Raw genomic sequence first — 14,702 nt, forward strand, 5'->3', positions numbered from 1 at the left:
CGGGCAGGACAGCCAAGGAATTGTCCTGCGTACAATCCGCCGCATGGCCGCCCCTCGCTACAAGTCGCTGGTGGACGCGCTCGCGTCCGACATCCGGTCAGGACGGCTCGGCGCGGGCACCCGGCTGCCGACCCACCGCGGGCTCGCCGCGCGCGAGGGCATCGCCGTGGTGACCGCGACCCGGGTGTACGCGGAGCTCGACGCGATGGGCCTGGTCAGCCGGGAGCAGGGGCGCGGGACCTTCGTGCGGGACCTCGCCGTACCCGTGGGCCACGGCATCGACCAGCAGGCCGTCGCACCCGACGCGGTCGACCTCAGCTTCAACTACCCGGCGCTGCCCGGCCAGGCGGACCTGCTCCGGCAGGCGCTGCGGGAGCTGGCCGGCTCCGGTGATCTCGACTCGCTGCTGCGCTACCAGCCGCACGCGGGGCGTCCGCAGGACCGGGGCGCGATCGCACGGCACCTGCGCCGGCGGGGGCTGCGCACGGGGCCGGAGCGGATCCTCGTCGTCAACGGTGCGCAGCACGGCCTGGCCGTCACCGTCATGGCCCTGCTGGAGGCCGGTGACGTCGTCGCCGTGGACGCGCTCACCTACCCGGGGTTCAAGGTGCTCGCGCACTCCTTCCACCTCGACCTGGCCCCCGTCCCGGTGACGGCGGGCGGGCCGGACCTCGACGCGCTGGAGAAGCTGTGCGCGACGCGCCCCGTCCGCGCGATCTACACGATGCCGACGCTGCACAACCCGCTCGGCTGGGTCATGCCGGGCGAGGCACGTGACCGGCTCGCCGCGATCGCCCGCCGCCACGACGCCCTGATCGTCGAGGACGCCTCGTACGCGTACCTGGTGGAGGACCCTCCCCCGCCGCTGGCCGCGACCGCGCCGGACCTCACCGTGCATGTCTCCGGTCTGTCCAAGAGCGTCGCCACGGGCCTGCGCGTCGGCTTCGTCGTCGCGCCGCCGTCGACCGTCCCGGCGCTCGAACGCGCGATCCGCGCGACCACCTGGAACACTCCGGCGCTGACCACGGCCATCGTCTGCCGCTGGCTCGACGACGGGACGGTGGACCGGCTGGAGGCGCGGAAGCGGGCCGACGCCGGAGCGCGTCAGGCCATCGCGGCGGAGGAGCTGGCGGGCCTGCCGTTCCTCGCCCACCCCGCGTCGTACTTCACCTGGCTCCCGCTGCCCGAGGACGCCCGCGCGGACCGGCTGACGGCCACGCTCGCGCGCCGGAACATCTCGGTGTCCACCGCCGAACCCTTCACCACCACGAGCCACACCCCGCAGGCCCTGCGCCTGGCCCTGGGCTCGACGGATCCGGAGAGCCTGCGGGCGACGCTGCGTACGGTGCGCGAGGTGGCGGTGGAGGACGCCTACGCGTAGAGCGCGCGGGCGGGGCGAGGAGCCGGACGGCCGCCGGGCCGAGCCCTGGTCGTACCGGGAACCCGTCCGCCCCCTACCTGCGCCGCTTCCCCCCCCCCCAACTCATCGCGAACATCGACGCGAACGCGGGCACGGCCCACGACATCGGGTCGTCCGCGCCGCACCATGACGCGACGGCCCACACCAGCCCGCCCCACACCAGGGACACCGTCGCCGCCTCCAGTGACCAGCGCACCCATTCCACGGTCGTCCCCCTCGCGCCTCGCCGGATCCCGTTCCGACGACAGTCTCCTCCTTGTGCGCGGGCCCCGTCCGGGTGCCGGCGCATCCGTCAGCGGCCGGTGGGTGCGTCGCGACGCTCGTACGTCCACACCGCCAACTGCGTGCGCGAGGTGAGGCCCAACTTGCCGAGGATGCGCTCGACATGGTTCTCGGCGGTGCGCTGGGCGATGGTCAGGCGGGCCGCGATGTCCTTGTTCGTGAGTCCCGCGGCGACCAGTTCGGCGACCTGGCTTTCACGCCGCGTCAGGCCCGGGGCCCGGGCAGGGTCCTCCAGCACGTAGGACATCGCCTCGTCCACCGTGGCGCGTGCCCCGCGCCGGAACTCCCGCTCGAAGACCGCGGCGGACAGTGCCTCCCGCACCGCCGCCTCGAACCGCACGTGCTGGTCGCGCATGAACGGCGCCGAGCCCAGCCGCCCGCCCAGCGCCTCCCACAACAGGTGCAGCACACCGAGCAGCCGGGCCGCTCGGCGCGGCTCGTCCTGGGTGCTCCACGCGATCACCTCCACGCACATGGCCACGTCCCACCAGTCCTGGAACGGCCGCAGCAGGACGAGCGCCGCGCGGGCGTGGGTGCTCGCCTCGCCGTCGGCGCCGGCGCGCCGGGCCAGCAGGGCGCGGGCGAGCAGCGCCATCCCGCGCAGCCACGACTCGCCCTGCGCACGCGCCGCGCCCTCGACCTCGTCGCAGGCCTCCGCCGCCGCCCCGGCCCGGCCGCCGTAGGCGTGGGTGATGGCGAACTTGACGCGGCACTCCAGCGCCGCGTCGAGGCAGCCCCGCGCACGGAACTCGGCGGCTGCGCGTTCGAACAGCCCGGCGGCGCGGTCGAAGTCCTCACGCCAGACGGCGAGGATCGCGTGGTGGTGCCACACCCAGGCCGTCTCGCGCCGGTGGCCGCCCTGGCGCGCCGCCGCCTCGCACGCGTCGAGCGCGCTCGCCACCTCGGTGTCCGGGGCACCTTGCAGGATCGCCAGGTACGTGTCGGTGACGAGCGCCTGGACGCGCGCATCCGTGTGCGGGCCGCCGCCCTGGGCCGCGTCGGCCGCGAGCAGCAGTGACAGCTGTCGGCGCCCCTCCGGCAGCAGGCCCGCCGTGATCCAGTAGTGCCGGGGCGACACCGCGAGCGCCAGTCCGGCCCGCGCCTGTCCGGGGTGCTCCAGACAGAACTCCATCGCCGCGCGCAGGTTCGGGTGGTCCAGGCGCAGGCGGGTGAACCAGTCGACCTGACGGGCCCCGAACCACTCCTGACCGGCCCGCGCGGTCAGCTCCGCGTAGTGGTCGCGGTGGCGGGCGCGCAGCGCGTCCAGGGCTCCCGACGCGGCCAGCCGTTCGTACCCGTACTCCCGGACCGTCTCCAGCATGTGGTAGCGCGAACGTCCGTGCTCCTGACGGACGTTGACGATCGATCGGGCCACCAGGGCGTCGAGGGTGTCGAGGAGTTCGGCGGGCGGCAGCGCGGTGTCGGAGCAGACCCGTTCCAGGGCTTCGAGGTCGAAGCCGCCGCGGAAGACGGAGGCCCGCGCCCAGAGCAGCCGCTCGTGCTCCGCGCACAGCTCGTGGCTCCAGTCGAACAGGGTGCGCAGGGTGCGCTGCCGGTCGGCGGCGACGCGGCTGCCGCCGGTGAGGAGGGCGAACCGGTCGGTGAGCCGCTCCAGGATCTCGCGCGGCGTGAGGCTCCGGACCCGCGCGGCAGCCAGCTCGATGGCGAACGGCAGCCCGTCGAGGCGGCGTACGAGCTCGGCGATCGTCCGCGGGTCGGCATCGGCGCCGGTGCCGACGGCCCTCCCGGTGACGGCGTCGGGCTCGGTCAGGGCGAAGCCCGGCAGCACCGCGCGCGCCCGCTCGACGAACAGCGTCACCGCCGGATTGCGGGAGAGGTCCCGCGCCCGATGCGCCCCCGCCTCCGGCACGGGCAGCGGCTCCACCGGGAAGAGCTGCTCCCCCGCGATGCCGAGCGGCTGCCGGCTGGTCGCCAGCACCCGCAGTCCGGGCGCGGCCCGCAGGAGTGTGTCGGCGAGGCGGGCGCACGCGTCGACCAGGTGCTCGCAGTTGTCGAGGACGAGCAGGGTCTGCCGCCCCCGCAGCCGGGCCACGAGCGCGGCCGTCGGGTCGGGTCCCGGACGTCCGGGACCCGCCGCGTCCAGTGTGCCGAGGACGCTCGACGCGAGCAGTTCGGGCTCCCCGAGGTCGGCGAGCCCGGCGACGTGCACGCCGTCGGGGAACGCCTCCGCGAGGTCCGCGGCCACCCGCAACGCCAGCCGGGTCTTGCCGACGCCGCCGACGCCGGTGAGGGTGAGCAGCCGGGCCCCGGACAGCAGGCGCGTGATCCGCGCCGTCTCCGCCCGCCGCCCGATCAGCGACGTCAGCTCGGCCGCCCCCGACACGACTGTCCCCGATTCCATGGCCGGTCATCTTACGGAGGTGCGCCGCCCCGCCCCGGCCTGCGGGCGCCGGCCGGCGGGCGCAGTTGAGTAGTTCTCCCGTACCCCCGCGCGCCGCACGGCCCGACACTCGACGACGTGGTGGCGGACGATCATGCGAGGAGTTGTGCGGTGGCGGGAGAGGCGGGGGCGGGTCCCGGTGGCCTGGGTGAGCGTGTGTGGACGTACCAGGGGGTGCTGCCCAGGCGCTCTCTGACGGCTTTCGTCCCGCTCGTCATCTCGTTCGTCGTCCTGTGCGCGATCTCCGGTGACTTCTACGACGAGGACGCGTCGTTCCGGGTGGCGTTCTGGGCGGTCCTCGCGGCGGCCCTGGCCTGCGTGGGGCTGTGTGTCCGGCACACACGGATCCGGATCCACGAGTACGAGCACGGCTTCGAGATCCGCCGCCCCGGCCGCGGCACGCGCCGCCTCGCCTGGAGCGACATCGCGTACGTGGCGACGGACAAGGTGTCCGTGAACATCAACTTCAGCCACTCCCACGACGTGCTCAAGACGGTCGTCCGCCCGTACGCGGGCGGCCGGATCCGGCTACGGGGCCTCGACCACCTCAAGGTCCGTCAGGAATCCGCCTTCTGGCGGCTCGCGGCGGCGGCCCCGATCGGTGACGGCCAGGACTTCGTCACCCGCGCCGCCGCACACGTGGCCGCGACCAGGGCGGAACAGGACCTGGCCGATCTGACGGCGGGCGGCGAACTGCACTGGGGCGCCCTGACGTTCATCCGCGACGGCCTGCTGCTCGCCCCGTTCCCGGGTGTGCTCGGCTGGCCGCGCATCACCGTCGTCTCCGCGAACCCGAACTCCGGTGTCCGCCTGGACATCCGCGGCTTGGCCGAACACGTCGGCAGCCCTGCCCTCGCACCGCGGGCGACCAGGGCGGGCTACCGCACCGAGGGCGACCGCCTGACGGTCTTCATGCCGTCCCGCCGCCCCGGTTCGGACTACGCGGCCCTGACCCTCGTCCTGACCCACGCCCCCGCCGTCGCCGTCGCCGACGACCCGAACCAGAGCCCGGAGCAGTGACCGTGCGCCCCGACCGTGCTCCCGAGCGTGCTTTTCCCGAACTCGGCCCGGTGATCAGCCGCCACCCGGTGGACCACGCGAAGCGCTGGGTGAACGCGGGCTGCGCCCTGCTCGTCGCCGTCCCGTCCGGCTGGCTCGGCGCATGGAGCCTCGCGGCGGGCGACGAGGGCTCCGCGCGAAGCAACCGTACAACGGGCCTGCTCCTGGGCCTCGCCCTCGGCGCCCTGCTCGTCGCGGCGACCCAGCTCGTGCGGGCCCTGCGGGGTGAGCGCGGCGAGTTCTTCGAGGTGCGGGAGCACGGCCTGGTCCACGGCTCCCGCCGGGGCGCGACGGGCCGGCCCTGGCGCCGCGTGAGCGCCCTCCACATCGACGGCGACGGCGTCAACGCCCTGGCGCAGCGCCTCGGCAACGGCTACCGCATCGAGATCTCCCTCGACGACGGCACCCGCCTGCGCACCGACGGCCTCGCCCACCGCGCCGGAGATCTGGGCCGCGCGCTGCTCGTCCGCTGCCCGCACGTCGCACTGCGGCCCCGGGTCCCCTGGTACGGCAGAGCGGGCGCCTGGCCGCTGGTGGGCGCGCTCGCCTGCCTGGCACTGACCGGCGGCCTCCTGGCCTACCTGGCCACGCACGCGGAGCGCGACTCCCTCGGCGAAACCACCCTCATGCTCTTCACGTTCGCCATGCTGGCGTGCGTGGTCACGGCGATCACCTTGGTCATTTCCTACGTGAAGGGCCGTCCCTACCGCCGCAGGTGAGCGTGGCGGGCACGCTCCCAGTGACGTGCACCGAGCTTGAACAGGGACGACTCAGGGAACGGGTCAGGACCATGACAGAAACACCGGAGATCCTCAGCACCGCCACCCGCCCCGCTCGCCCCGTACGCCAACTCCTCGCGGCATCGGTCGGAAATGCCGTCGAGTGGTACGACTGGTACGCCTATACGTTCCTGGCCACCTACATCGCCGACCAGGTCTTCCCCAAGAGCGCCGACAACTCTCTCGTACCGCTGCTGTCCACGTTCGCCGTCTTCGCCGTCGGCTTCTTCATGCGGCCCGTGGGCGGGCTGCTCATGGGCGCCGTCGCCGACCGGCGCGGGCGGCGGGCCGCGCTGACCGTGACTATCCTGCTGATGGGCGGCAGCAGCCTGCTGGTCGGGCTCACCCCGACGTACGCGGCGGCGGGGGTGCTCGCGCCGGTCGTCCTCGTGCTCGCGCGGCTGCTCCAGGGCCTGTCCGTCGGCGGGGAGTTCGCGGCGTCGACGACCTTCCTCGTCGAGTCCGCCGGGCCCGGCCGCCGCGGCCTCTTCTCGTCCTTCCAGTACGTGTCCACGTCCATCGGGCAGTTGATGGCCTCGGGCGTCGCCGCGCTGCTGGTGAGCACGCTCGCCGAGGGCCAGATGGACGGGTGGGGCTGGCGCGTGCCGTTCCTCGCGGGCGCGGCGCTGAGCCTGGTCGGGTTCTGGATCCGGCAGGGGGCGCAGGAGACGCGGGAGACGCAGGGCCCGCGGCCCGGCCTGTTCGACGCGCTGCGCCACCACCCGCGTCAGTCGCTGCTGATCTGCGGCATCACGGCGGGCGGCACCCTCGCGTACTACACGTGGACCTCGTACCTGCCGACGTACGCGGAACTGAACACCGGCATCGACAAGTCCGACGCCCTGCTCGCGGGCACCCTCGCGCTGGCGTTCTTCGCTCTGCTCCAGCCGGTCGGCGGGCTGCTCTCGGACCGGTTCGGACGCAAGCCGCTGCTGCTGTTCTTCGGGCTCGGGTTCGCGCTCCTGAGCGTGCCGCTGCTGCACGGGCTGACCGGCTCGTTCGTCTCGCTGCTGCTCACGCAGTGCGCGGGCATGGTGCTGCTCACGGGCTTCACGTCGATCTCGGCGGCGGTCAACGCGGAGGTGTTCCCGGCGCGGGTGCGGGCGGCCGGGATCGGGTTCCCGTACTCGCTGACGGTCGCTCTGTTCGGCGGCACCGCCCCGTACATGGGGACCTTGTTCAAGGAGCTCGGGCACAGCGGCCTCTTCCCCTGGTACGTCGCGGCGCTGTGTGTCGTGTCGTCGCTCGTGTATCTGCGGCTGCCGGAGAGCGCACACCGCGAACTGGACCGCTGACGCATAACGTCAGGGCATGAACCGACGCGTGCATGTGTCCCTGGTGCTGCTCGCCGGTGCCTCCGGGGCCGTGGACGGGCTCGCGTTCACGGTGCTGGGCACCGTGTTCGCCGGGGTGATGACCGGGAACCTGGTGCTGCTCGGCGTCTCGGCCGGCGGCGGGGACGCGGCGGACGTGGCCGCTCCCCTGTACGCCCTCGGCGGTTACGCGCTCGGGGCGGCGCTCGCCGCGCTCGTGTGCCGGGGCGCGCCCGCACCCTCCGGCGGCGGCTGGCCGGGCCGGGTCGTGGCGTGTCTCGCCGGGCAGGTGGCGCTGCTGGGCTTCGTCGCGGTGGTGTGCGCGGCCCTCGACGGCCGGCCGGGCGGGGCCTGGCGGACGGTGCTGCTCGTGGTGTCGGCGCTCACGATGGGTGGGCAGTCGGGCGCGATGGTCGCGGCGGGCGCCTCGCCGACCACGTATTTCACGGGGACGCTCACGACGCTGGTGACCGGGCTCGTCGACGGTTCGGGGCGCGGGGGCGGCCAGGTGTGGGGCGCGGCGCGGCTGCTCGCGGTGGCGGGCGGGGCGGCGTGCGCGGTCGCCGTGCACCGGGGCGCACCGGTCTGGGCGTTCGTCCCGCCGGTCGTGCTCACGGCCGCCGCGGTGCTGTGCCAGAAACCTGCACATCGATTGCGCATCGCGGGCACGACGGTTCACGAAAATCCATTGCGGGATACACGTGACGGGCGTCATTGATGCGCCGGTGTCCCATTCCGGGAAAGTGGGCACAGCATGTTCACCATTTCCGCAGTGAAGAATGTGAAGGAGCTGCCAGCGCCTCGTGAACGGGTGTGCACCAGGGGGTAGTTGAGCGGGCACATCCCCTCTGACCGGGGACCTTCCGATTGGCTGTGCGAGCTGCGGTCATGCTTTGATCCACGGCATCGTGGAACGGACGGACTCGGTTCCCCGCCGGATTCCCGCGCCTTCCGCGTTTTTCGAATACCACGTACACCCCCCATTGAGAAGGGCGGCTCATCATGAGCAACACCCCCAAGGTCGAGACCCTCGAGATTTCCGACGCCGAGCTGGACAACGTCTCGGGCGGTCTGCTCGGCGGCGTCGCCGGCAACCTGACCGGCACCGTCGACTCCATCGCCCCGGTCTCGGGCGTCGTCGGTGGCCTCACCGGCACGGTCGAGGGCCTGACCGGCGTCAACACCGCCGCCGTCACCGGCCTGGCCACCGGCCTGACCGCCGGTCTCTGAGCCTGATCCCACGGATCGGTTCGATCGGGCCGCCGCCGTCCTGACCGGCGACGGCCCCCAGGCCCCGGGACCCCCTCCGGTCCCGGGGCCTTCGGCCGCGTCCGGACCACCCCCCTTCCGGTCCGGGCGCGGCCGGTAGTTCGCCAGACAAGGGAAACCCGCTCGTGCAGTTCCGCCAACAGGCTCTGTCCAAGCTGCAGTCGCCGGAGGCGCTGGACCTTCCGGTGCGGCTCGCGCGGCCCCAGGGGCTGCTCGTGCTCGCCGTCACCCTCGTCGTGATGGCCGCCTCCGCGGTGTGGGCCGTGACCGGCTCGGTGTCCTCGACGCTGAAGGCCGACGGCATCCTCACCTACGGGCAGGGCAGCTACGTCCTCCAGACCCCGGTCACCGGTCAGGTCACCGGGGTGTTCGTGCGGGAGGGGCAGCGGGTCCGGGCGGACGCGCCGCTGCTCAAGGTCCGCACCGAGCAGGGTGACCGGGCCGTACGCGCCATCGAGGCGGGCCGGGTCACCGCGCTGGTCGCGCGCATCGGCTCGGTCGTGACGACGGGGTCCGACGTCGCCACCGTGGAGCGCACCGGTTCGGCGCGCGATCCGCTGGTCGCGATGCTGTACGTGCCGGCGACCGGCGCGGGCACGGTCCCGGCGGGCGCCGAGGTCGATCTGACGGTGCCGCAGGCCCGGCAGTACGGGATGCTGCACGGCACGGTGAAGGCGGTCGGGCGCGGCGCGCAGACCCGCCGCCAGGTCGCCGACCTGCTCGGCGACGCCGAACTGGCCGGGCAGTTCACCAAGGGCGGCCCGCGGGTGCCCGTCCTGGTGAAGCTCACCAGGTCGTCCACGACGCGGTCCGGCTACTCCTGGTCGACGCCCGACGGGCCGCCGTACGCGCTCACCTCCATGACCCTGACCTCCGGCGCCGTGCACCTCGCCGAGCAGCGCCCGATCGATTGGCTGCTGCCGTGACCTCGACCTCGCTGCCGCCCGCGGGCCACGGCCGCCGTCGCGCCCGCCCCGCTCCGCCCCCGAAGAAGGCGAGCCGCCACAAGACGGTGCGCACGCCGACCGTGCTCCAGATGGAGGCGGTGGAGTGCGGCGCGGCCTCGCTCGCGATGGTCCTCGCCCACCACGGCCGGCACGTCCCGCTGGAGGAGCTGCGCATCGCGTGCGGCGTCTCGCGGGACGGCTCGCGCGCCAGCAACCTCCTGAAGGCGGCGCGCAGTTACGGCCTGACGGCCAAGGGCATGCAGATGGAGCCGGCGGCCCTCGCGGACGTGCGGGGACCCGCGATCCTGTTCTGGGAGTTCAACCACTACGTCGTCTACGACGGCACCGGCCGGCGCCTCGGACGGCGCGGGGTGCACATCAACGACCCGGACAAGGGACGCCGGTTCGTGCCGTCGGAGGACTTCGACACGTCCTTCACCGGGGTCGTCCTGGTGATGGAGCCGGGCGACGACTTCCGCACCGGCGGGCGCAAACCGGGTGTGCTGAAGGCGCTGCCGGGCCGGCTGCGCGGGACGACCGGCACGATGCTGGCCGCACTGCTCGCGAGTCTGCTCCTGGTCCTCGTGGGCGCGGCGGTGCCGGCGCTCAGCCGCACCTACATCGACCTGTTCCTGATCGGGGACCAGACCTCGCTCCTTGGCGCGCTGTTCGCGTCGATGGGCGCGATGGTGGCGCTGACCGCCGTGCTGACCTGGCTCCAGCAGGCGAACCTGCTCCGGGGCCGGATCATCTCCTCCACGCTGAGCAGCGCCCGCTTCTTCGGGCATCTGCTGCGCCTGCCGGTGACGTTCTTCGCCCAGCGCAGCCCCGCCGACCTGGTCCAGCGCCTCCAGTCGAACGACGCGGTCGCCGAGACCCTGGCCCGCGATCTGACGGCCGCCGGGGTGGACGGCATCGTGGTGCTGCTGTACGCCGCGCTGCTGTGGACGTACGACCCGCAGCTGACCATGGTCGGGGTCGGGATCGCGCTGCTGAACGTGGTGGCGATGCGGATCGTCATCAGGCTGCGGGCCACCGGGACGCAGAAGCTGCGGGCGGACTCCGCGCGGCTGACGAACACCTCGTACACGGGCCTGCAACTGATCGAGACGATGAAGGCCACCGGCGGGGAGAACGGGTACTTCCGGCGGTGGGCGGGGCAGCACGCGACGACGCTGGAGGAGCAGCAGCGGCTGGGGGTGCCGAGTGCCTGGCTGGGCGTCGTGGCGCCGACGCTGGCGACGCTGAACAGTGCGCTGATCCTGTGGATCGGCGGGCTGCGGGCGGTCGAGGGGCATCTGTCGGTCGGCCTGCTGGTCGCGTTCCAGGCCCTCGTCACCCGGTTCACGGCGCCGATCACGCGGCTGAACGGGGTCGCGGGCCGGATCCAGGACTTCGCGGCGGACGTGGCACGGCTCAAGGACGTCGAGAACTTCCCGGTCGACACGCTGTACGCGCGGCCCGAGCAGGTGCGCAGCACGCGCCGCCTGAAGGGGCACGTGGAGCTGGAGAACATCACGTTCGGCTACAGCCCGCTCGACAAGCCGCTGCTCGACGGGTTCTCGCTGAACGTGGGGCCCGGCCGGCAGGTCGCGCTCGTGGGCGGGTCGGGCAGCGGCAAGTCGACGGTGTCACGGCTGATCTCGGGGCTGTACGCGCCGTGGGAGGGCGTCATCCGCATCGACGGGACACGGCTCGACGACATCCCGCGCGGGGCGCTCGCCGCGTCGGTGTCCTTCGTCGACCAGGACGTCTTCCTCTTCGAGGGCACGGTGCGGGACAACGTCGCGCTGTGGGACCCGTCGATCAGCGACGAGGCGGTGGCGGACGCGCTGCGCGACGCGTGCCTGTACGAGGTCGTGGCGCGGCGGCCCGGCGGGATCCACGGACGGGTCGAGCAGGACGGCCGGAACTTCTCGGGCGGGCAGCGCCAGCGTCTCGAGATCGCGCGGGCGCTCGTGCGGCGGCCCAGCATCCTGGTGCTCGACGAGGTGACGAGCGCGCTCGACGCGGAGACCGAGCAGACGGTCATGGACAACATCCGGCGGCGCGGCTGCGCCTGCGTGGTGATCGCGCACCGGCTGAGCACGGTGCGCGACAGCGACGAGATCGTGGTGCTCGACCACGGCGAGGTCGTCGAGCGCGGCCGGCACGAGCATCTGGTGGCGGCCGGCGGGCCGTACGCCGAGCTGGTCAGGGAGCACTGAAGTGACGTACACGCAGGACGGGTTCACCTCGCACGCGGCGTCCGACCAGGTGGTCGCGGCGTTCGGCGGGCTCGGCACGCCGGTGGACTGCGCGGGGGTGCGCAGCCTGCCGCTGGAGGGGCCGCAGGTGCTGTGGCTGGTCGCGGACGGGGCGCTCGACCTGTTCGCGGTGGACGCGCTGGCGCAGGGCCACTGGCACTTCCTGGGCCGCCTGGAGCCGGGCACGCTGCTCCTCGGCCCGGTCGAGGGCGCGCAGCACACGCTGGTGGGCCGGCCCGCGACGGGCTGCGTACTGCGCCGGGTCCCGCTGCGGGAGCTGCCGTACACGCCGCCCGCGCACGACGGCTCGTACGACGCGACGTACGGGGGCGGGTACGGGAGCGGCTACGCGCCGGCGTGGAGTCTGCTGGAGGAAGCGTTCGCGCTCGGGGTGGGGCGTGGTCAGCGCGTCCTGTTCGAGGCGCCGCTCGACGGGCGGACGACGGACGCCGGGGCCGACGGGCACGAGGAGAGCGACGACGACGTGCTGTGGCCGCAGCTGTCGCCGGGCAGTGTGCAGTACGGGGCGGCCTACGCGGCGGACGCGGCCTCCGATCTGCTGGTCGACGGCGCGCTGTGGCAGCGGATGGTGAACCAGCAGTTCCGGCTCCTGTCGGCGCTCGACCGCTGGATCGAACGCCTGGAGAGCGCGCACGAGGACCGTGCCGCGGCCGGGATCCGGGCGGGCGAGGCGGTCCGCGAGCAGGCCGAGCGCACGCTCCTCGCCTCGATCGGCTCGGGCCGGCGGCGCAACCGGGGCGGTGAGGCGGCCGGGGTCGACGCGACGTACGCGGCGTGCGCGGTGGTGGCCCGGGCGGCCGGTCTCACGCTCGCCGAACCGCCGCGCGGGCAGGCGGTCAACGAGCGGATCGAGCCCGTGGAACAGATCGCGGTGGCCTCGCGGATCCGGACCCGCCCCGTGCGGCTGGCCGGGGACTGGTGGCGCCGCGACGCGGCGCCGCTGGTGGGGTTCCGGGCGGCGTCCGGGGCGCCGGTCGCGCTGCTGTGGCGGCGCGGCGGCTACGAGGCGGTGCATCCGGCCGGCGAGCGCAGGACGCGGATCGACGAGGACAACGCGGAGGACTTCGAGGAGCGGGCGGTCATGCTGTACCGGCCGCTGCCGGACGGGCCGTCGAGCCCGTGGCGGCTGATGCGGTTCAGCCTGCGGGCGAGCGGCGCGGATGTGCGCCGGCTGCTGCTCGCGGGCCTGGTGACGGTGGGGCTCGGCTCGCTCGTGCCGATCGCGACGGGCCGGGTCCTCGGCACCTACGTGCCGAACGCGCAGACGAGCCTCATCACGCAGGTGTCGCTCGCGGTCGTGGTGGCGAGCGTGGTGTCCGCGGCGTTCATGCTGTTGCAGAACCTGACGGTGCTGCGGGTCGAGGGGCGCGTGGAGAGCGTGCTCCAACCCGCCGTCTGGGACCGGCTGTTGCGGCTCCCGACCCGCTTCTTCGCCTCGCGTTCGACGGGTGAGCTGGCGAGCGCGGCCATGGGCATCAGCGCGATCCGGCGGCTCCTTTCCGGGGTCGGTCCCGTGGTCGTGCAGTCGGTGACCATCGGCGCGATGAACCTCGTGCTGCTGCTGGTGTACAGCGTGCCGCTGGCGCTCGCGGCGCTCGGCATGCTGCTGCTCGTCGCGGGTGTCTTCCTGACCCTCGGACTCTGGGAGCTGCGCTGGCAGCGGCAGTTGGTGGAGCTCGGCAACAAGCTGAACAACCAGGCCTTCCAGACCCTGCGCGGGCTGCCGAAGCTGCGGGTCGCGGGGGCGGAGAGCTTCGCGTACGGGGCGTGGGCGCAGGAGTTCGCGCGCAGCCGGGAGCTGCAACGCCGGGCGGGCCGGATCAAGAACGTCACGACGGTCCTCAACGCGGTCTATCTACCGCTGTGTTCGCTCGTGATGTTCATGCTGCTCGCCGGGCCCGCGCGGGGCACGCTGTCGGCGGCGGCGTTCCTGACCTTCAACACGGCCGTGACGATGCTGCTGACGTCGGTGACGCAGCTGACCGGGGCGCTGCTCTCGGCCGCCGCGGTGCTGCCGATGTACGAGCAGATCAAGCCGGTTCTGGAGGCGGAGCCGGAGGTGCAGGAGGCGGCGTCGCAGCCCGGGGAGCTGTCCGGCGCCCTGGAGGCCCGGGGTCTCTCCTATCGCTACGGCGACGACGGGCCCCTGGTCCTGGACGACGTGTCGCTCGCGGTGCGCCCCGGCGAGTTCGTGGCGGTCGTCGGCGAGAGCGGCTGCGGAAAATCGACGCTGCTGCGCCTCCTGATCGGCTTCGACGCGCCGACCTCCGGCAGCGTCCTCTACGACGGCCAGGACCTCTCCGCGCTCGACCGGGCCGCGGTGCGCCGGCAGTGCGGGGTGGTGCTCCAGAACGCGCAGCCGCTGACCGGGTCGATCCTGGACTGCATCTGCGGTGCGGAGGCCTTCTCGCAGGAGGAGGCGTGGGAGGCGGCCGCGATGGCGGGGCTCGCCGAGGACATCAAGCGGATGCCGATGGGGCTGCACACGATGATCGCCGGGGGCGGCGCGATCTCGGGCGGCCAGCGCCAGCGCCTGATGATCGCGCAGGCCCTCATCCGGCGGCCGAAGCTCCTGTTCTTCGACGAGGCGACCAGCGCCCTCGACAACGAGACGCAGCGCACCGTCATCGACAGCACGCGGGCCCTCCGGGCGACCCGCATCGTGATCGCCCACCGCCTCTCGACCGTCCTGGACGCGGACCGGGTGATCGTGATGGCGTCCGGCCGCATCGTCCAACAGGGCGCCCCGGCCGACCTGCTGGCCGACACATCCGGCCGCCTGCACGAACTGGTACGCCGCCAGATGGTGTGAGCGGACGGGGCCCAGAGCCTGCCGCCGGACCCGACGCCCGGACGCCCCGGCACCGGGCCCAATCGTCGGCGATGGTGCCTGCCGCCCCCCTGCGGCCGACCGAATCGCGCACCCGGCACCTGGGTGCCGCCTTGCCCACCCGTGCCGCCCCAG

10 protein-coding genes are annotated in these 14,702 nt (G+C 73.6%); 9 read left to right on the forward strand and 1 reads right to left on the reverse strand.

Annotation, left to right across the window (positions count from 1 at the left end; all coding sequences use genetic code 11):
• The first annotated feature begins 43 nt into the window (after positions 1–43).
• The gene (locus ACZ4E1_RS28445) at positions 44–1,381 is read left to right on the forward strand and encodes an aminotransferase-like domain-containing protein (protein WP_467544517.1); all 1,338 of its coding nucleotides are present in this window, start codon (positions 44–46) and stop codon (positions 1,379–1,381) included.
• Positions 1,382–1,712: 331 nt separating this feature from the next.
• Here ACZ4E1_RS28445 and ACZ4E1_RS28450 read toward each other — a convergent pair whose 3' ends face one another.
• Positions 1,713–4,064: an ATP-binding protein gene (locus ACZ4E1_RS28450; RefSeq protein WP_467544519.1), complete on the reverse strand. Its 2,352-nt coding sequence runs from the start codon at positions 4,062–4,064 to the stop codon at positions 1,713–1,715.
• A 195-nt stretch (positions 4,065–4,259) separates the two neighbouring features.
• On the opposite strand from ACZ4E1_RS28450, the gene ACZ4E1_RS28455 reads away from it, so the two are divergent.
• From ACZ4E1_RS28455 to ACZ4E1_RS28490, 8 genes are all read left to right on the forward strand, one after another.
• Entirely contained in the window at positions 4,260–5,123 is an 864-nt protein-coding gene (locus ACZ4E1_RS28455) for a hypothetical protein (protein ID WP_467544521.1), read from the forward strand.
• 2 nt (positions 5,124–5,125) lie between these two features.
• Positions 5,126–5,881 (forward strand): hypothetical protein, encoded by a 756-nt coding sequence (locus ACZ4E1_RS28460; protein ID WP_467544523.1) that lies wholly within the window; start codon positions 5,126–5,128, stop codon positions 5,879–5,881.
• Positions 5,882–5,952: 71 nt separating this feature from the next.
• Complete coding sequence (locus ACZ4E1_RS28465; RefSeq protein ID WP_467544525.1) at positions 5,953–7,236, forward strand: MFS transporter; 1,284 nt, start codon at positions 5,953–5,955, stop codon at positions 7,234–7,236.
• Between the two features lie 16 nt (positions 7,237–7,252).
• The gene (locus ACZ4E1_RS28470; RefSeq protein WP_467544527.1) at positions 7,253–7,972 is read left to right on the forward strand and encodes a DUF1275 family protein; all 720 of its coding nucleotides are present in this window, start codon (positions 7,253–7,255) and stop codon (positions 7,970–7,972) included.
• Positions 7,973–8,256: 284 nt separating this feature from the next.
• Entirely contained in the window at positions 8,257–8,484 is a 228-nt protein-coding gene (locus ACZ4E1_RS28475) for a type A2 lantipeptide (RefSeq protein ID WP_399126534.1), read from the forward strand.
• A 164-nt stretch (positions 8,485–8,648) separates the two neighbouring features.
• Positions 8,649–9,449 carry a biotin/lipoyl-containing protein gene (locus ACZ4E1_RS28480; protein ID WP_467544530.1) on the forward strand — a complete coding sequence of 267 codons (801 nt, stop codon included), beginning with the start codon at positions 8,649–8,651 and terminating at the stop codon, positions 9,447–9,449.
• Positions 9,446–11,677: an NHLP family bacteriocin export ABC transporter peptidase/permease/ATPase subunit gene (locus ACZ4E1_RS28485; protein ID WP_467544532.1), complete on the forward strand. Its 2,232-nt coding sequence runs from the start codon at positions 9,446–9,448 to the stop codon at positions 11,675–11,677. The genes ACZ4E1_RS28480 and ACZ4E1_RS28485 overlap by 4 nt, the downstream gene beginning before the upstream one ends.
• 1 nt (position 11,678) lies before the next feature.
• Entirely contained in the window at positions 11,679–14,549 is a 2,871-nt protein-coding gene (locus ACZ4E1_RS28490) for an NHLP bacteriocin export ABC transporter permease/ATPase subunit (protein WP_467544534.1), read from the forward strand.
• Positions 14,550–14,702: the final 153 nt, after the last annotated feature.

It is taken from the genome of Streptomyces sp. NPDC025806 (genome assembly GCF_055558275.1).